The organism is Sedimentitalea xiamensis (assembly GCF_030164465.1).
Lineage (GTDB): Bacteria > Pseudomonadota > Alphaproteobacteria > Rhodobacterales > Rhodobacteraceae > Sedimentitalea > Sedimentitalea xiamensis.
In genome coordinates, this window is the sequence record NZ_JASNJE010000031.1 from 1 (window position 1) to 17,104 (window position 17,104).

General features: G+C 60.4%; 18 protein-coding genes. 15 read left to right on the forward strand and 3 right to left on the reverse strand.

The annotated features are described in order from the left end of the window. The 15 genes from QO034_RS18765 to QO034_RS18835 form a co-directional block, all read left to right on the forward strand. Positions 1-725, forward strand: a 725-nt coding sequence (locus QO034_RS18765) for a hypothetical protein (protein ID WP_284487070.1), incomplete at its 5' end; no start/stop codon positions are given. Positions 726-862: 137 nt separating this feature from the next. Further along, entirely contained in the window at positions 863-2,692 is a 1,830-nt protein-coding gene (locus QO034_RS18770; protein WP_284487071.1) for a phage major capsid protein, read from the forward strand. A gap of 63 nt (positions 2,693-2,755) precedes the next feature. After that, positions 2,756-2,977 (forward strand): hypothetical protein, encoded by a 222-nt coding sequence (locus QO034_RS18775; protein ID WP_284487072.1) that lies wholly within the window; start codon positions 2,756-2,758, stop codon positions 2,975-2,977. Further along, on the forward strand, positions 2,978-3,289 hold the full coding sequence (locus QO034_RS18780; RefSeq protein WP_284487073.1) for a head-tail joining protein: 312 nt from the start codon (positions 2,978-2,980) through the stop codon (positions 3,287-3,289). Beyond that, on the forward strand, positions 3,289-3,738 hold the full coding sequence (locus tag QO034_RS18785; RefSeq protein WP_284487074.1) for a hypothetical protein: 450 nt from the start codon (positions 3,289-3,291) through the stop codon (positions 3,736-3,738). The genes QO034_RS18780 and QO034_RS18785 overlap by 1 nt, the downstream gene beginning before the upstream one ends. A gap of 2 nt (positions 3,739-3,740) precedes the next feature. After that, on the forward strand, positions 3,741-4,130 hold the full coding sequence (locus tag QO034_RS18790) for a hypothetical protein (RefSeq protein WP_284487075.1): 390 nt from the start codon (positions 3,741-3,743) through the stop codon (positions 4,128-4,130). Beyond that, positions 4,130-4,489 carry a hypothetical protein gene (locus QO034_RS18795; protein ID WP_284487076.1) on the forward strand — a complete coding sequence of 120 codons (360 nt, stop codon included), beginning with the start codon at positions 4,130-4,132 and terminating at the stop codon, positions 4,487-4,489. Before QO034_RS18790 ends, QO034_RS18795 begins: the two co-directional genes overlap by 1 nt. A 135-nt stretch (positions 4,490-4,624) precedes the next feature. Next, entirely contained in the window at positions 4,625-6,406 is a 1,782-nt protein-coding gene (locus tag QO034_RS18800; protein WP_284487077.1) for a hypothetical protein, read from the forward strand. Next, on the forward strand, positions 6,406-7,041 hold the full coding sequence (locus QO034_RS18805) for a hypothetical protein (RefSeq protein WP_284487078.1): 636 nt from the start codon (positions 6,406-6,408) through the stop codon (positions 7,039-7,041). Before QO034_RS18800 ends, QO034_RS18805 begins: the two co-directional genes overlap by 1 nt. Further along, on the forward strand, positions 7,038-7,643 hold the full coding sequence (locus QO034_RS18810; protein WP_284487079.1) for a hypothetical protein: 606 nt from the start codon (positions 7,038-7,040) through the stop codon (positions 7,641-7,643). Before QO034_RS18805 ends, QO034_RS18810 begins: the two co-directional genes overlap by 4 nt. Continuing rightward, on the forward strand, positions 7,631-8,071 hold the full coding sequence (locus QO034_RS18815; RefSeq protein ID WP_284487080.1) for a GNAT family N-acetyltransferase: 441 nt from the start codon (positions 7,631-7,633) through the stop codon (positions 8,069-8,071). The genes QO034_RS18810 and QO034_RS18815 overlap by 13 nt, the downstream gene beginning before the upstream one ends. Positions 8,072-8,074: 3 nt before the next feature. Further along, positions 8,075-12,115, forward strand: a complete 4,041-nt coding sequence (locus QO034_RS18820; protein WP_284487081.1) for a phage tail protein — start codon at positions 8,075-8,077, stop codon at positions 12,113-12,115. A 29-nt stretch (positions 12,116-12,144) separates the two neighbouring features. Further along, a complete protein-coding gene (locus QO034_RS18825) occupies positions 12,145-12,543 on the forward strand; it encodes a hypothetical protein (protein WP_284487082.1) in 399 nt (132 codons plus the stop codon). After that, positions 12,540-12,893, forward strand: coding sequence for a hypothetical protein (locus QO034_RS18830; protein WP_284487083.1), 354 nt, complete (start codon positions 12,540-12,542; stop codon positions 12,891-12,893). The genes QO034_RS18825 and QO034_RS18830 overlap by 4 nt, the downstream gene beginning before the upstream one ends. Positions 12,894-13,003: 110 nt before the next feature. Beyond that, positions 13,004-14,074: a hypothetical protein gene (locus QO034_RS18835; protein WP_284487084.1), complete on the forward strand. Its 1,071-nt coding sequence runs from the start codon at positions 13,004-13,006 to the stop codon at positions 14,072-14,074. Here the strand turns inward: QO034_RS18835 and QO034_RS18840 are convergent. The 3 genes from QO034_RS18840 to QO034_RS18850 all read right to left on the reverse strand — a co-directional run bounded on the left by QO034_RS18840 (position 14,058) and on the right by QO034_RS18850 (position 16,917). Further along, positions 14,058-14,588: a deoxynucleotide monophosphate kinase family protein gene (locus QO034_RS18840; protein WP_284487085.1), complete on the reverse strand. Its 531-nt coding sequence runs from the start codon at positions 14,586-14,588 to the stop codon at positions 14,058-14,060. The genes QO034_RS18835 and QO034_RS18840 overlap by 17 nt on opposite strands. Next, on the reverse strand, positions 14,585-14,941 hold the full coding sequence (locus tag QO034_RS18845) for a hypothetical protein (RefSeq protein ID WP_284487086.1): 357 nt from the start codon (positions 14,939-14,941) through the stop codon (positions 14,585-14,587). Before QO034_RS18845 ends, QO034_RS18840 begins: the two co-directional genes overlap by 4 nt. A gap of 74 nt (positions 14,942-15,015) precedes the next feature. Then, entirely contained in the window at positions 15,016-16,917 is a 1,902-nt protein-coding gene (locus QO034_RS18850; RefSeq protein ID WP_284487087.1) for a hypothetical protein, read from the reverse strand. Positions 16,918-17,104 lie beyond the last annotated feature (187 nt).

Genomic DNA, 17,104 nt, shown 5'->3' on the forward strand with positions numbered 1-17,104 from the left:
TCATCGACATGACCGGGGGTGACATCGGCATGACCAATCAGGAAAGCGCGAATCTCTGGATCGGCATGAACCTTGTCATTTGCTCGGAGGCGGAACTTCAGAACCGCGGGATCGAGAACAACGGGACACGCCGCCCCGCCTATTACGATGGTAACACCGATCCTACAGACGATGTAGTGTTTGGCGGAGACATATACTACCTCAACAATACGGTGCCGCTCACTCCCTCGGCTACCTTCGGCTACACGACGAACGGCATGATCACTGGCAAGACCGTGAACGCAACGCACCATGTCTGCGGCAACCTGTCGTTCGGGAGCACCAACCCTTATGGAACTGGATCATACACCCAGCCGATCTCAAACTCCTACCCAGAGGCCGGATACCCTGAGGGATTTACCAGATACACGGCGGTGGGGCGAACCAAGGACAATATTGTCGTAGATGACGATGAACCGGTTTTGACGAACGAGTTCTGGGATCCAGCGAATGCCAACAACAACACCCGCGTGACGCCCGCATCCGCCGCAGCCTTGTTCGAAAATTTCGCGGCCAAGGACTATCGCCCGGCTGCGGGGGGATTGCTGGATGGGCCGGGAGCGGATCACTCCGATCTTCTGCCGAGCGGAGCGTGGATCGATTGGTTCGACTTCAATCGCGACCTCGAAGGACGGCCCTTCGATTGGTCGGTGAACCCGCCCAAAGGCGCACTTCTGCCCACATGAACCTGCGGCGGGGTGCGTCCCGCTACCTCAACTAGCCCGCCCCGTTATTCGGTGGCGGGCTTTTTTATTGCGTTTGTGGTGACAGTTGCGCAATATTCGAAAATATGTTACGACAAAAGGGCAATTAAGGAAAACCTATGCCCGCGTCAACTATAAATCGTAGTGGACATTTGTCAGATCACGCCGTCCGTGCGGGATCCGGTGACACCGTCACCTTTCCGCTGTCGTCCGAGGAACCGTATCGTCGCTTTGACGGTGTGGAAATCCTCGACCACACGCGCGAAGCGATCGACCTGACGTGGTTGAACAGTGGCAACGCGCCCCTGTTGGATAACCACATCCGACACGATGGTATCGCCCGACAGGTCGGTGTGATCACCCGCGCGTGGATCGACGGCAAACGCCTGTATGTGAGCGCAAAGTTCAGTTCACGTCCCGAGGCGCAAGCACTTCGTCAAGACGTGATCGACGGAATCGTCCGCAACGTGTCGGTCGGCTACGAGCGTCTTGAAATCAAACGCGACGATGGCACCGAGGATTACCACGTCACGTCATGGAAGCCGACAGAGGCATCCTTTGTTCCTGTTCCTGCCGACACGACGGTCGGGATGGGGCGTTCCGCAACCCCAAAAATGGAGGCACACATGCCTGACAACATCCAAGGCGCCCCGAAGACCGGGGAGCGCAAAATGCCCGGTGTCAAAACCGACGCGGAACGCGCCGCCGAGTTCGAAACGGCGCTGACCGACATCCGCTCGCTTGCGTCCGAACACAACATCGGCAACGTCGGCGAGGCGTTCATCGAGGCGCAAATTCGCGCTGGCAACACGCCGTCGATCGAAGTGTTTCGTGGCATCGCCCGTTCGGAAATCCCCGAAGGGACCGCGCTGCGCAACGAGGACATCGGTCTGAACGATCAGGAGACCCGCAAGTTCTCGATCCTGAACCTCTGCGCTGCCATGCGCGACGGTGCCACGTCCACCGACAATGAACGCGCTGCTTTCGAACTGGAAGCGTGTGAAGCTGCCGCGGCACAATCCGGCAAGGCCACCAAGGGTTCGTTCGTCCTGCCCGCTGAACTCATGCGGTCCTGGGATGACTTCGAAATCGAAGGTGTCCGGTCGTCTGCTGTTCGCGCCCCGGTATCCGCTGGTGGCAACCCGAACATCCAGGACGTTACGCACCTGGCGTCGCGGTTCATCGACAACCTGCGCAATCGCCTGGTTCTCGGCCAACTCGGTATCACCATCCTTGACGGACTCACCGGTGACATCGAACTGCCGGGTGGCGACCAGAACGCACAGGCAGCATGGCTTGGGACGGAAGACGCGGACGCCGCAGAAACCGTGCCGACGTTCCGCAAGGTCTCGCTGACCGTCCACGACGTTGCTGCGTACACCGACATCACCCGCCGGATGATCCAGTACAGCACCATCGGGATCGAGATGTACGTTCGGAACCAGTTGGTGACGGCAATGGTCGAGGCGATCGACCTCGCCGGTTGGTATGGTTCCGGTCTCACCGGCGTTCCCGAAGGTCTGGCAAACACCACCGGCATCGGCTCCGTGACCTTTGCCGCTGCGGTCCCGACACGCAACGAACTGATCGACATGGACACGGCGATTGCCAACACCAACAACACCGGCACGCCCCACTTCGTATCGACCACGGCGATGGGCGGTGCGTTGCGCAAGGCGCCGATCGACGCCGGTTCCGGCAAGTTCCTGATGGACGCAAGCGGTCTGGAAATCGGCAACCCATTCACCCGGTCCAACCAGATCACCGACGGTGATGTATTCGCCGGCACGTTCGAGGACATGCTGATGGGTGCCTGGGGATCGCTCGAACTCGACCGTTCGACCGAAGCCAAGTTCCTTTCCGGTGGTCTGCGTCTGCGCGGGATCCAGTCGGTTGACTTCGGTGTTCGCCGGGTCGGCAGCTTCGTCTTGGGCAACGACACACCGTAACGAAATTAGCGACAGGGTCTCACGATCCTGTCGCCCCTGTGAACATCAAAATTGGAGGCCGAGATGGCTGATAAAGAGAAACCGAACGTCATTGCGATCACCGACTTCCGCCTGCGCGGTGTCAAAGTGGTCGAGGGTGAGGTCGTCGCCAAGAGCGACTTCGCGTCGAAAGGCGACTGGCAGAACCTTGCGAACATGCGCCCCGCGCGTGTCGAGGAAACCGACAAGCCCGTCGGCAAGCCGAAGGCACCCGCCAAGGCGGAAATGCCCGCAGCGAGCAAGTAAATGGCAGGGTCGTTCATCGAGAGCGACCTGTCGGCAGTATTCGCCTCGTCGGATTTCGGCGAGGCGGATTTCGCTGTGACGTGGAAGGGTTGCCCGGTCTCGGGCTGCATCTTCGATGACGAGGACGTCGCCGTCGAACTCGGCGAGGGCGTCGGGGAAATCATGCACCAGTCCGTCATCACCGGACAGTCCGCGAAGTTTCTTGGCATTGCCGACGGCGACCCGATGGTCGTCCGTGGCGTCAACTACACGGTCAAGCACTGGTCCGACGACGGAACGGGCGTGATCGAGATTCACCTAGAGGTCGTCTGATGGCACACGTCCGAACGCAAATCAGAGAAGCGTTCAAGACCGAACTGGCAGCGAACCTGCCCGCCACCGGCTACGCGGTGTTCAGTTCCCGCAAGTTCAAGCGGAACCACGACCGCGCCAAGGCCATTGTGGATATCCACATCAACAACGTCAACATCTCGCAACAGACGATGGGTGATGACCGGACGCACATTGCGTCGCTCTACATCCGTGTGCAGCGCAGCGACGCCGAGGACGCACTGGACGACGCGCTCGACAACGACGAAGTTTTGTTGACGCAAATCATCGAACAGCGCGACTGGTCGAGCCTCCTGGAAGAAGAACCGGAACTTGTGCAGGTCAATTTCGCGGAAGATTCTGACTCTGCGAGCGCAATCGGCGCAATAATCTTGCGCTATGACGTTGAATACCGTATTGATAAGACAAATCCCGAAATAGCGAGGAACTGACAATGGCGACGACAAAAGGCAAAGGCGGCGTTCTTTCCGTAGGTGGCGAGGTCGTCGGCGAATTGAAGTCGATGGAAGTCACCGAGACCTCGAACGAGGTCGATACGTCCACGATGGGGACGGACTGGACCGGCGTCGACTCCACGCAAACCAGTTGGAAGGCAACCGGCGCGATGTTCTGGGATCCGCTCGACGCGGGCCAGGGTGAACTCGTGGTCGGCACCAAGGTCGCGGTCATCTTCTACCCCGCCGGGAACACCACCGGTCTGGTCGAGGAAACCGGCAGCGCCCTCGTGACCAGCATCGGTCGCCAACAGGCGCACGACAACATCATTGAGTCGAGCATCGAACTGACCGGCGACGGTGCGCTCGTCAAGAGCGTGGTGTCGTAATGGGACGGTTCACGAACGCGCTGAAGGCGGAAATCGGTTCCTACGAGAACACCGAATGGTCGGGGAAACTCGGCGGTATCGACGCAAACCTGTTCGCCAAGCCGATCACGTCTGCCGACATCAGCCGCATCAGCCGCAAGTTCCCCGACTTCGCACAGAACCCGTCGCCCGAGGGCATGGTCGAAATGGTGATCCTGAAGTGCCTGGACGAGAACGACGACAAGGCGTTCGACGTGCGGGACAAGAACCTGTTGATGAACATCGGGACCAACAAACTCGGTGAGATATTCGGCGCCCTCTTTGGCGATCAGATGGACGAGTACACCGAGGACGACCTGGAAACCGACATAAAAAACTAGACGAGGATCCGCTTCGCACCGCCTGTTTCGCCATTGCGATGAAGCTGAAGATGCGGGTCCAGGAAGTCGAGAATTGGCCGATCCAGGAAGTCCGCGATTGGCTCGCGTTCTCCGCACTAATGGAGCGACGACAAGATGAGCAGTCTTCGGGGCGTTAATTTCAAACTGTCTGCGACGAACGCCGCGCAACCGGCGTTCAACTCGTTCAATCGGGGCATGGCGTCCGTCAAGAAGGCCGCGAACTCTGCGCAAGCACCGATGAAGTCGTGGAACGCCGGTCTCAACGCACAGCGTCGGATGGTCCAACAGTTCGGTTTCCAGATGACGGACTTCGCAACACAGGTCGCCGGCGGTCAGTCCGCGATGCTAGCGTTCACCCAACAGGGTGGGCAGATGTTGCAGTTCTTCGGGCCGGCGGGCGCGATCATGGCGGCATTGCTTGCGGTCTTCGGATCCCTTGCGATCGCGGTCACGCGCAGCGGTGTGGCTATCAACCAGCTTTATCCGTACCTCGGCGCCCTTGAAGATGATTTCCGTGGACTGGTCGATGTGATCGGCAGCGTGATCGGCGTGTTCGCCGACATGGCGCGGTTCGTCGTCGCGCACCTGGACGTCATCATCATTGCCGCCAGCCTCGTCGCGTCGTTCTTCCTGACCAAGTTCGTCAGTGCGATGGTTGTCGCCGCGTTCAGCACGAACGCCCTGCGTGCGGCGATGCTGGCAACGCACATGAGTTTCGTTCTGGGTGGGACGTCCGCTGCGGCGATGACCGTGGCGACGATCACATTGAGCGCCGCAATGAACGTCCTGCGGGTCGCGCTCATGCGCCTGGGTATCCCGTTGCTGGTGATCGGTCTGGCCTACCTGATCGAGCGGTTCGTCACGCTCACGCGCGGCGCGGGCGGGTTCGGCAATGCCATGCGTCTCTTGGGGTCGCTGGTCAAGTCCATCTTCGTCGGCATGGGCAAGGTGGCGCAAGGGCTGTTCAATATCATGGCGGGTGTCGCGGCCGCAATCAACGGCTCGTTCGTCAAGGCGTTCGCCGAGATTGCGAAGGCATGGGACGCCGTCGCCAATGGCATGGCCGCGACCTGGAACGCAATCGCCGGCAGCGACTTCGGCAAGAGCCTCGGGTTCGCTATCATGGGCGAGTCCAACGTCGCCGGGAAACTCAACAGCGCCGCCGACTCCCTGTTCACGACCGCCGTGGCGCGGATCAAACAAGGTGGTGAACAGATCAAGTCGTCCACCGAGGGCATCAAGGACGCATGGGCCAGCCTGAAAGCTGCAATCGCCGCTGGCGACGTCAATTCCGCGCTGCCCGATTGGAGCAAGGGCGGCGACAAGGACGGCAAGGGCGGTGGTGGTAAAAGCCCGCTCAAGGAACTGAAGGACGAGGCCGATCGGATCAAGAAAGTGTTCGAGGACACGGCCAGTTCGATCAGTTCGTCCATGATGTCCGCGTTCCAGTCGCTCGCCGACGGCACCGCGTCGTTCGGCGACGCCGCGAAAAGCATCCTGGCGAGCATCCTGAAAAAGATCATCGAGATTCTGATGACGCCCGTGTTCAACTCGATCGCCGGGGCGATCACCAATGGCATTCAGGTGGGCATGGGCAGCGTCGGGCTGTCGTTCGCTGGCGGCGGGTACACCGGTAACGGGTCGCGGTCTGGCGGTCTCGACGGGCAGGGTGGGTTCATGGCGATGCTGCACCCGCGGGAGACCGTCATCGACCACACGCGCGGTCAGTCCTCGGGTGGCGGTCAGTCCGTCGTCTACTCCCCGCAGATCGACGCACGCGGCGCCGACGCTGGTGCTGTGGCGCGGATCGAGAACGCGCTGATCAAGGCCAACGCCGACTTTGAAAGCCGCGTCATCGGCACAGTCAACACGGCGCGGAAGCGGAGGATGCTCTAATGGCTCTGACGTTCCCGCGCACCGACATTCTCACCGGCCTTGATTTCAGCCCGCAGACAGAACCGTTCAAACCCATGTGGCGCCAGGAGGTCAGCCGCACGGCTGGCGGTGTGACCATCGTGAAGAACATCGGGCCGCTATTGTGGAAGGCAAATTATGCGACGATCCCGATTCGAACCGCAGAAGCCGGCGAAGTCGAAGCGGACCTTTTGTCGCTTCAAGGTGGCGTTAAGACCTTTGAAGGGTACGACCCGCGCCACCCGCTGCCGGCGTCCGACAAGGTCTCGGCGCTCACAGGCGTAACGGTGTCGTTCATCTCGCCGAACATGGAGCGTATGCAGATCATCGGCGTCCCGGTCGGATTCGTACTGACGAAAGGTGACTGGATCAGCGTCGATGACGGGGTGAACCTGAATCTCCTGAAGGTCGTGGAAACAAAGTCGGCCGACGGAACGGGCGAGGTCGCGCAGTTCACCGTCGCACCGTTCGTTCCGGTGTCTATCAGCGTTGGCGACCCGGTCACGCTTCGCTACCCCTGCGCCCGGTGGATGATCGACAAGGACAGCGTGCAGCGCGTCCCGGCCAGTGCATTGCACGAGCGTATCGTGTTCTCCGCAACGCAGGTGATCGAATGAGGGTTCTGGATCCATCCGTTCAGGCGGCACTTGAGGCACGCGCAATTACCATGCGCGACTTCGTCTGGATCATCGCGCGTGACCGCGTTGACCAGACACCCGTACCCTACGGGATGTGGTCAGGCATCGGCACCATCTCGGCGAGCGTCATCGACCCGCTGACCGGGTCGCCCGTGTCGCGCACGTTCGTCGGTGCCGGTGGACTGGTGGAAATCTCCCCGGTCCCGATGACAGCCAACATGACCGTGCAGTCAGTGACCGTGTCGTTGAGCCACCTGGCGGATGCGAACGACCTGATCCGCGCCTACGACATCCGTCAGGCGCGGATCGAGGTCTGGCGTGGAATGTTCACACCGTCAATGCAGCAAATATCTGCGGCGGTTCCCAGGTTCGTCGGGTTTATTGACGAGGCGTCAATACCGACGCCGGCCGAGAACCAGATCGGCAGCGCGGACCTCACCTGTGTCAGCCACTCGCAAGAGATGAGTCGCAGCAATCCCGCAACCAGGTCCGACGCCGACACCCGTCGCCGCGACCCAACGGATACCTTCAGGCTGCACGCCGCTGCCGTCGGTACATGGGAAGTGAATTGGTCGAGTTGATCCGAAAAGCGGAACGCCGCGACATCCCCGAGATGGTTCGAATGGCCGGCGAGTTCGTCGCTGCCAGCGGCACCGGCTTGCCGTTCGACCCCGTCTATGTCGCCGACTCGATCCGCGCACACATGGTCAACTCCGCGACCCTGTCGCTCATTCTCGACGTCGATGGGTCCGCTCGGGGCATGTTGTGTGCGGTCGCCGCCCGGTCGCCCCTCGCGCCCGTCATGATCGCCGACGAACTCGCCTGGTGGATCGACCCGGAACATCGCGGGCGACACGCCGCGGCCATGCTCAACGCCTATGAGAAATGGGCGGTGCGGATTGGGTGTGACCATCTCGGGATGGTGGCGCTGGCCGGGTCGCGCACCGACGTCATCTATCGTCGCGCGGGGTACGCCCCGATCGAGACACGACATGTGAAGGGACTCTAGGCTATGGCATTTTTCTCTGCGGTAGCGACAGCGGTAGTGACAGCGGTCGGCGGGTTCTTTGCGAGCATTTCGTCCACCGTGATCGGTGGGTTCCTGCTACGCACGGCGCTGTCGATTGGTGCGTCCCTGTTGATTCAGAAGTTGGCGGGGAACCAACAATCGGACGCCAGTTTTTCAGTGCGTGGTCGAATGGACCGTGGCGCCAACATCCCGCAGAGTTTCGGCATCGGCGAGTACGCCACCGCCGGGACGCTCGCATATACCAACACGTCGGCGGGGCACTCCCCGAACGCCGCGCTGTGGTGGGTCGTGACGCTGTCGGACATCCCGATCACAGGCATCAACGACGTATGGGTCAACGGCGTCAAGCGGACTCTCATGCCGGCGGGCGCCGACGGTCGCAGGGCGGTGAGCGGTTTCCAGACCACGCCCGGTCAGTCCTCGAACGTCCCAGGCAATCACCTGATGGTCGAGTTTTTCGACGGCACGCAGACCGCAGCCGACTCCGTACTGACCAGCCTGTTCGGCGGATCCAGTCGTCCGTGGGCCAGCACCGCCGTCGGCAAGGGCACCGCCTACGCCGTGGTCTACGCTTATGTGTCGCAAGACTTCTTTCCCAACGGCATCCCCAAGGTGCTGTTCGAACTGACGGGTGCCCCGCTCTACGACATCTCGAAAGATACGACCGCCGGCGGCAGCGGAACGCACCGATGGAACGACCCGACGACCTGGGAGTCCAGCACATGCACCGCGGTCCAACTCTACAACATACTGCGCGGTATCACCTACGACGGTGAGTGGTTCTATGGGCTTCAGGACGTGACCGAGGCGCAGCTTCCCGCCGCGCACTGGATCGACCAGATCAACAAATGCAAGGAGACGGTGACGGGTGACAGCGGTGCGGAACCCCGATTCCGGTCGGGCGGCGAGATACCGGTCAATGCATCAGCGGCCGATGTGATCACCGCACTCCTGACCGCATGTAACGGCCGACTGTCCGACGCTGGTGGTGTCTACAAGTTGCACGTCGGCGTGCCGGGTTCGACTGTCATGTCGTTCACCGACGATGATATTCTGTCCACCGAGGGACAGATGTTCACGCCGATGTTTGGTCTGGCCGACACGGTGAACGGCGTGTCAGCCAAATACCCCGCGCCCAATGCGGCATGGCAAGTCGAGTCGGCACCGCCGCTGTATCGGCCAGATTACGAGGCCGAGGACGGCGACCGTCGATTGCTGGTCAGTGTGGACTTCGACCTCGTGCCGTACCCTGAACAGGTCCAGCGGTTGATGAAGTCGGCGCTCAACGAGGCGCGGCGTGCGCGGCGTCACACGATCGCGCTGCCCCCGAAGTTCTGGGCGCTCGAACCGGGCGATGTGATCGAGTGGACCAGTGAACGCAACGGCTATGTCTCAAAGCAGTTCCGCGTCGATGGGGTGATCGACACCGTCGCCGCCGACGTCATCCTTGACCTGACCGAGATTGACCCGACGGACTACGATTTCAATACTGCCGTGGACTTCACGCAACCCGCTGCACCATCGCTTGATGTCGTCATCCCGACACAGGACGTGCCGGGGTTCGCCGTGGCACCGGTGTCAGCGACGGATGCGGACGGGAACGCACGTCGCCCCGGTATCCAGGCGACGTGGTCCACAGACATTGACGACGACGTGATTGCGCTGAAGTTCCAAACCCGTGTGAAGATGACCGGCGCCGCCGTGCCGACGCATCGTTGCGACACGCCGCTCGACGGGTCCGCAGTCATTACCGACGGTATCATCCCGAACACTCAATACGAGGTCCGCGCCCGGTACATCACGCGCACATATCGTCCGCTCGACTGGACCTCGTGGCTGACGGTCACATCGCCCGACACCCGTATCGGATCCAACGATCTTGAGACCACCATCGCTGACACCATCGCCGCGGCGGCGGGAGTCGAGACCGCCCTGACTGATTTGACCGCAGGCTTCGTCGGGAACCTGGTTGACGGGTTCGCCGACGAGGCTGAAGCCCGCGACCTGAAGATCACCAGCACCGCCAACATTCTACGCAGCGAGTTCAACAGCGCGGCGAGTTTCCTGTCGGTCAGGGATTTCGCGGATGGATCCGGTGACTGGACACCCGCCGATCACACCATTGTCACCAGCACCACGCCAGCACTCCCCGCAGGCATCACCCACGCTCTGCGCATGGACGACCAGGGTGTGCAGGACGGAGGTCTCCGTGTTGATGCGGGCATGGCGGATCGAGTCATGGAATGGTCGGGTTGGGTGCTGACCGAGGACGCCACTGGTGACGCAATCATTCGAATTCGCACGCAACGCACTGACGGCATTACTATCGACAACACCGACATCACGATACGAGATGCGGGTGTGCAGGGCTGGGCGCAATTCAGCGTCCAGATAACGCTACCGTCAGACGTGGGACAGTGGACACCGGTGTTGCGGTCCAGTGTCAGCGGGACGACACAGAATATATTCTGGGCCAACTTGGACCTGCGGGACGTGTCGGGCATCGCGGCTGCGGAGACCTCGGCGAAGGCATACGCTGATCAGGAAATCCTCGCGCTGACCGGCCCCGGCGGCGCGATCACGACAGTCAGCGAGACGCTTGCTGCCGAGGTCACATCGTTGCGCGGGGAATCGGACGGGCTGAACGTGATACTGGACGACCTGACGAAACTGTTCGAGAACAATTCGACCACGCTGTCGGGCGCTGCGGCGGTTGGTCAGCCCGACACCATCATTGTCACAGAGGCCGCGGGGACGCGCGTCACATCGGGCAATACGAACGGCGGCGCGGTGATCGAGATAGACGAGGAAAAGGCGCGGCAATTCTCGGGGCGGCGGGTCAAGATCAGCATTCTTGCCCGCGCACCCGTGTCCGCGCCGTCAACCCGGTTCGGCATCGCATACAGCACCGCCGACGCGGGCAACTCGGGGTATTTGCAGGCCGACGCGGATCTACAGACGTCCTGGGAATGGTTCTATTTCTTCTTTGGGGTTCCGACCGCCGGCAACGGTGGACCGGATTACCTGGCGATCTTTGGTGACGACGACCAGAATGGCGACGGGACACAGGTCGCCCGTGTGAACATCCAGATCGCCGCCGAAGCTGCCGACCTCCCCGAGATTGCCGACCTTCAGGGGTCCGTCACGGAAATCAAGGGTCTCGATCTGGACGCGCTGACCGGCACGGCGTTCGGCACGTTCATGACGCAGTTGAACGTCGATGCGGGCGGCACGTCGGCCACGATCACCTCGCTGAACTCGGCGAAGTCCGACATGGATGGGTTCGCGTCTGCGTTCTCGGGACTGACCGTGACGACCAGCGGCGGCGCTATTGCCGGGTTCAAGGCGTCATCGTGGACCAGTCCCGACGGCACCGGCAGTTTGCTCGAACTCATGGGCGACGTCGTCAAGGTCGGGACAATGGCCGCTGACCGTCTACAGGTCGGGTCGTTCACGGCAAACCTCGTGGACTCGGCGTCGTTTGCGGTTGCCGGCCTTGCTGTGTTCGGGAACAACATCGCGGGCGGTGGGTTCGACGGCACGTTTTCTGAGAACGGCGAGAACATAACCGACGCCGGAACGGTCGGATACGCCTTCTCGAAGAACGACGCCGTTCTCAACAGACTGATCGTGCGTAACAGCATAGTTGATGGTGCTGTCTCGGACCGACAGGACGTTTTTACGTTCTATCCGACACACAGCATCACATTTCCACCAATCGCAACGAATGACGCCACGGTTTTCGTGTTTGGTCTGGATGAGGAAGTCACAGCCGATAACACCGGGCAAACTACGGTGGCGATTCGTGTCAGGTATTTCAGGAACGGTCAGTGGACGAGTTACGAGACCGTTGGTGGCAACAATTCCATTGCAACCCCGTCGATATTCTACCCATTGCGGGTTGCGGGTGTTGTTGCGGCGCGAGCCGACCTCATACAGTTCCAGATCAACCATACACATCAGTATCCGGGCAATTTCTACCAACAAAATCAGTATTTTGAAGTGTGGGGCGTGACGCGATGATATGGGTTGAGATAGAGAATGGGCTTGTCATGTCGGTGGTTTCCGGCTCGGTTCAGCCTGACGATCACTGGCTGAAAGTTGTCCCGGCGGTTCCGGTGCCGTTCGACCCTGCGCCGGGTGAAATCGGAACGCTAGTGCCGCCTTCGATCAGGGGCTTTGCCCGCCTGATGGTCGATGGTGCCGGGCTTCTGGTCGAGCGCCCTCAGTCACCGGAACCGGTGGTCACTGGTAATACCGTGGACATTCCACCGTGCATGTCCAGCACTGTCGTCACGATCGATGATGGGTTCGAGGTCATGGTCACGGAGACCGCCGGTGTTGACGGGTGGACCGCGACCTACACGCTGCCCGACGCCGGCGCTTATCGCGTCGAGGTCGTGTCGCCCCTGCCCGCTGTCCCATCCATCAGGAGGCTGACAGTCACATGACGACGATTTACAGATCACAGGCCAGCAAGGACGCCGAAGTTTCCGCGCAGATGGCCACGGTGCGGGTGCAGATGAGGCTGACATTTTCGCAGCTTTTGATCGGCCTGGTGACAGAGGGATGGATCACCGAGGCCGAAGGCGATGCATGGCTCACCGGCAATGCCCTGCCTGCCTCTGCGGTGGCGCTGGTCGGAACGCTGCCAGCACCCGCACAGTTTGCGGCGCGGGCGCGGATGCTGCGCATGTCGGAGGCCGTTCGCATGGACCCGCTTGTTGTGGCGCTCGCGGCAGCCGAGGGCAAGACCGATGCGGAAATCGACACGTTTTTCACGACCTATTCGGGAGTGTGACCATGCAAGAAAACACCAGATCAAAGATCGAGGCGGCGAGACGTCTCGTCGCGGAACACGGCAGCATCCGCGCAGCGGCAAGGGCGACAGGTATCCCCCGGACCACGCTGATGTACCGGCTCGACCTCGACCCGGCCGTTGCCGACGGGATGGACGCTGTCGGTGCCGAGATGGTGCCGGGGCTGGTCTGGGCGAAGACGAAAAACTACTCGGTCATGCTCAAGCCGGCGGCGACCGAGTTCCCGTCGTTCCTCGAACACATCCGCAGCACAATCGGCGACCTGAAGTCCGACATGACCGTGAAGCTGCCGAAGCGATTCAAGGAGTCGGTCGGCAAGTTGCTGGTTCTGGATCCGGCGGATGTCCACATTGGCAAACTGTGCGTCGAGTCGGAGACCGGCGTTCGCTACGACAGTCAGATCGCAGAGCATCGCCTGGTCGAAGGGTGCCGCATGCTGATCGAGAAGGGCGTGGCGAACGGGGCGACAAGCGTGTTGCTGGTGATCGGCAACGACATCGCGCACATCGACACGCCGAAGAAAACCACCACCAGCGGGACGCCGCAGGACGTGGACGGCACCATCTTCACCATCCACCGGGCGGCACAGGTCGCCTATGTCCGCGTCATCACAATGGCGCTTGAGATGGGTCTGGGGGTGCGCGTGATCTTCAACCCGTCAAATCACGATTGGGTTCTCGGGTTCACCATCGCGCAGTTCATACGGGCGTGGTTCCACGATCATCCGAACGTCGATGTCAGCGAGTACGCGGTCAGCGAGCGGCACCGCAAGTACGTCCGGTTCGGCGGGAACATCATGGGCTTCACGCACGGTGACGGGGCGAGAGAGGTGGACCTGTTGCCAATCATGACGAGCGAGGTCCGTCCGCACATGTCCGAGGCGCGTCATCTCTACTGGTACGTCCACCACTACCACCACAAGATACGCAAATCGCTCGGGGTTCGGTCGCAGTCCCGAGAGAAGGACCACATTGGAATGACGGTGATCAAGTCGGCCGCGGGGTCGATGGAAGGCGACAACTGCCACATCGAGTATGTCCGGTCTCCGTCGGCGCCTGACGGCTGGCACGACCGCAATGGTTACGTCGGGCGGCAGGCCGTCGAGGCGTTCGTACATTGCCCGTTCGACGGCCAGGATGCGCGGTTCACGGAATGGTTTTGACGATGTGCAGGATCCGGTCTGTCACGTCGCTCACTGACCCATCATTTGTGACGTCCGCATCGGCCCAGGGCGGCGCTTCGCTGGCGTGATCATTCACCGGGCCGACGTCAGTGCGATTGATCCTGATGATTTTCCCACCGACCTTTCGGATTGCGTCAGCTTCGTTGAAGAACCGGACATCGTCAAAGACCACGTTGTCGTATGGTTGCAGATCGCGCGTCGCCGCGTCGCACCAGAGGTCTTCGCAGATCAGCGCCCGACCCCAATCGGTGCCCAGGGTCTGCATGGCGTAGCGGGGCGACTTGCCGTTCAGGAAGTGCGATGGGGTTTCCTTCAGGTCGCCCTCGATCATCCGGTCGATGACGCCGTCCCTCACGCCCTGGTCGCGCAGGAACGACCGCAGCATGTTCTTGATGGGTGCCGCGAACTTGCGACGCCGGAACCCCTTCATTATCAGGCGGTCTGATACGGTTGTCTTGCCGCAACTGGCGTATCCGCAGAGTCCGATGATCATGCTGCAACCTCCGTGTTGAGTGACAGGCAAGCGATCAATGCGTCACGCCACGCCTCTTTGTCCGCGATTTCTTCGTTCACGAAACCCAATGCCGCATTCATTTCCCCGACCGTCATCTTGTTCAGTCGGTCCTCGAACAGCGCGATTGCCGCAATACGTTCAGTCATTTCAGTCATCCTTACATTCCCGGCATTTTGCGCGGCGTTTGAATTGATCGCAGGAGGTTTGTTGCCGCCTCCTGTGGGGTTGACCCTTCCCTGCTGACACATGTGACGTTGTTGGCTTCGAAGATCATTGCGAAGAAGCCCGGTGTTTTTGTCATCGTGCACTTCCCGATCGTGAAACAATGCCACTTCGGGTTTTCCGTGAGTTGTTTTTGCAATTCCTCCAATACGCTCATATATCCCTCCTGTTGATTCCACAATATCTAGATTAGTAGTTTTCTGGCTTCCTCGATGTAGTAAAGCCAGTTCACATTTGACCAATCAAACGCCTCCACATCGTTCGAAATGGTCACATTCCAACCCTTCTGAACGGCGAATTTGCGCGGTTCAGTCTTGCCCTTCAACGGCGGCATCGTTTTTGTCAGAGAACAACCGACGGTTGATATATAATATCGAGTCGTGTTCTGGATCGGTTCGTCACCCAGAGTCAATGTTGACGTGCGCGGCACCTTGATCGAAATCAAGAAGTCAAACGGATTCGTGTGCGACTTGATAAATTCCGCGACGTCAACTCCGTGAACAAGCGCAGCCTCTGCGGCTTTCCGTACCACAAGTGCGCTATGATCCTGGTGCCACTGGCGTTCGCGCGTGTACGGGTTATCGTGGGGCGTCTCGTGCGCATAGGCGCCAATGCGCTTCACCGACCCATCCATCTTGACCGCAATGTAGCTGTTCACGTCGCGGATGTGCATCGCACTGTAATCGACATGTTCCAGTTCAAGGCCGGTGTGTCGTTCCCAAGCCGCGCATGTGTCGTTGAAATTCTGCCGGTGCATCTTGGGCACCAGCATCGTCAGACCGTCGGTGTTGATCTGCACCATCGACCCGCCGGTCTTGGCGAGCAACCATTCTGCCAGCATGCAGAGATATAGCTGGCCGTTGACCGTGATCGACATGGTGTATTGCGGATCATAGAACGGCGAATATTTGTTGTTGCTGTCACCATAAACCCCGTTGAGCGCCAACTTCAGCATGGCGTTCTCTGCCGTGCCTTTCTTGTGCGTCTTGCGCATCTCGTAGACGTCCGAGTAGATATCACAGAACGCCTCTGACAGATGCTCGGGGAACCACCGGTTGCTGATAGCGAGGTTCGGATAGTAGGACGCGACATCGACGTCGATCAGGTCGTGCGTCTCGCTGGCACGCACCGTCTGCGCCTTGACGGAACCGTGAATACCACCGGTCCCGAAGTCGAACCCGAACCCGTCGATCACCGCGCCGACGTCCTTCAGCACGCCCTTGGTCTCGACGTCGCCCGTCCGCATCCCGTCGATTTCCGCACGCTCAAGCACCTGGTTGTTCAACCAGTCGAGGATCCGCTGAAACTCGGGCCGTGTGAACATCACCTTGGGACTGATGACGTCGCACAGTGCGATGCGATCGCGGATGGTCTGGCGCACCTGGCGGCGACCGTTCACCTTGACATAGCAACTGCCGGGAACCCTGCGTTCCAGTTCGCGCTCGAAGTATTTCTTGCCGATCTTGGTGTCGTTGAAATTCAGCACGTCGCCGAGGTCGGGGTACTTCAGCGCCAGGTCATCGCGGAACTTGATCTGATCGCGCGAATGCTCGTAGAAGCGCAACGTCTCGCCGACGTCGTGGCACATGTAGGCAATGACCTCGTCCATCTGTTCGGACGTCAGCGGCTCGTGCGGGGAGTACGGCAGATCAACGACACGCGCCGACCGCATGTTGATTTCCAGTTTCTTCAGCGACGTGCTTCGCGCCATGTTGTCGAAGTGGTGAATCTTGTAGAGGTCGCCCTGCGTCACCAGCCGGTCGCGCGGCCAGACGGTGTGCGCGAACCGGTCGCCGTCGATGATCGCCTGGGCCTTGTCGTAGGCGTCGCGTGCCGTGAAGAACCCTTGTGCAGCGAAGACGTCCGCAAGGTGCTGGCACACCGGCCAGTCGAACCCCTCGTTGTTGTAGCCGAACAGGCGCGAGTCGGTCTGTTTCAACCAGAACAGCATGTCGAAGAAATGCCGCGATTGATCGCGCCTGTCGGAGACCTCGAATACCCATCGAGTCCGCGTATCAACGTGGGTGATGTCGCACGAGAACATATTAACGTAGGTCTCGATGTCATAGATGAAGTCGTTGGTCATCTGGGAGCGAAGTCATGGTAATCGCGCGTGAGTCGACGGACGCGGTGTGACCATCCCCTCGCACGCAATATGTTGTTGACTGTGTGGAATGATACATCCAGATCATCGGCAATTTGCTGTATCGTCCGGTCCCATCCGACGGGCGTGCAGTACGCCCAAATTCGGAAGGCTATCGTTTCGGTTCTCG

What these genes read in the sequence shown, in the direction of transcription:
- QO034_RS18785 (WP_284487074.1), top strand. Translation starts at nt 3,289, where the DNA reads ATGGCACACGTCCGAACGCAAATCAGAGAAGCGTTCAAGACCGAACTG.
- QO034_RS18790 (WP_284487075.1), top strand. Translation starts at nt 3,741, where the DNA reads ATGGCGACGACAAAAGGCAAAGGCGGCGTTCTTTCCGTAGGTGGCGAG.
- QO034_RS18830 (WP_284487083.1), top strand. Translation starts at nt 12,540, where the DNA reads ATGACGACGATTTACAGATCACAGGCCAGCAAGGACGCCGAAGTTTCC.
- QO034_RS18840 (WP_284487085.1), bottom strand. Translation starts at nt 14,588, where the DNA reads ATGATCATCGGACTCTGCGGATACGCCAGTTGCGGCAAGACAACCGTA.
- QO034_RS18810 (WP_284487079.1), top strand. Translation starts at nt 7,038, where the DNA reads ATGAGGGTTCTGGATCCATCCGTTCAGGCGGCACTTGAGGCACGCGCA.
- QO034_RS18780 (WP_284487073.1), top strand. Translation starts at nt 2,978, where the DNA reads ATGGCAGGGTCGTTCATCGAGAGCGACCTGTCGGCAGTATTCGCCTCG.
- QO034_RS18820 (WP_284487081.1), top strand. Translation starts at nt 8,075, where the DNA reads ATGGCATTTTTCTCTGCGGTAGCGACAGCGGTAGTGACAGCGGTCGGC.
- QO034_RS18835 (WP_284487084.1), top strand. Translation starts at nt 13,004, where the DNA reads ATGTACCGGCTCGACCTCGACCCGGCCGTTGCCGACGGGATGGACGCT.
- QO034_RS18775 (WP_284487072.1), top strand. Translation starts at nt 2,756, where the DNA reads ATGGCTGATAAAGAGAAACCGAACGTCATTGCGATCACCGACTTCCGC.
- QO034_RS18795 (WP_284487076.1), top strand. Translation starts at nt 4,130, where the DNA reads ATGGGACGGTTCACGAACGCGCTGAAGGCGGAAATCGGTTCCTACGAG.
- QO034_RS18850 (WP_284487087.1), bottom strand. Translation starts at nt 16,917, where the DNA reads ATGACCAACGACTTCATCTATGACATCGAGACCTACGTTAATATGTTC.
- QO034_RS18770 (WP_284487071.1), top strand. Translation starts at nt 863, where the DNA reads ATGCCCGCGTCAACTATAAATCGTAGTGGACATTTGTCAGATCACGCC.
- QO034_RS18825 (WP_284487082.1), top strand. Translation starts at nt 12,145, where the DNA reads ATGTCGGTGGTTTCCGGCTCGGTTCAGCCTGACGATCACTGGCTGAAA.
- QO034_RS18805 (WP_284487078.1), top strand. Translation starts at nt 6,406, where the DNA reads ATGGCTCTGACGTTCCCGCGCACCGACATTCTCACCGGCCTTGATTTC.
- QO034_RS18800 (WP_284487077.1), top strand. Translation starts at nt 4,625, where the DNA reads ATGAGCAGTCTTCGGGGCGTTAATTTCAAACTGTCTGCGACGAACGCC.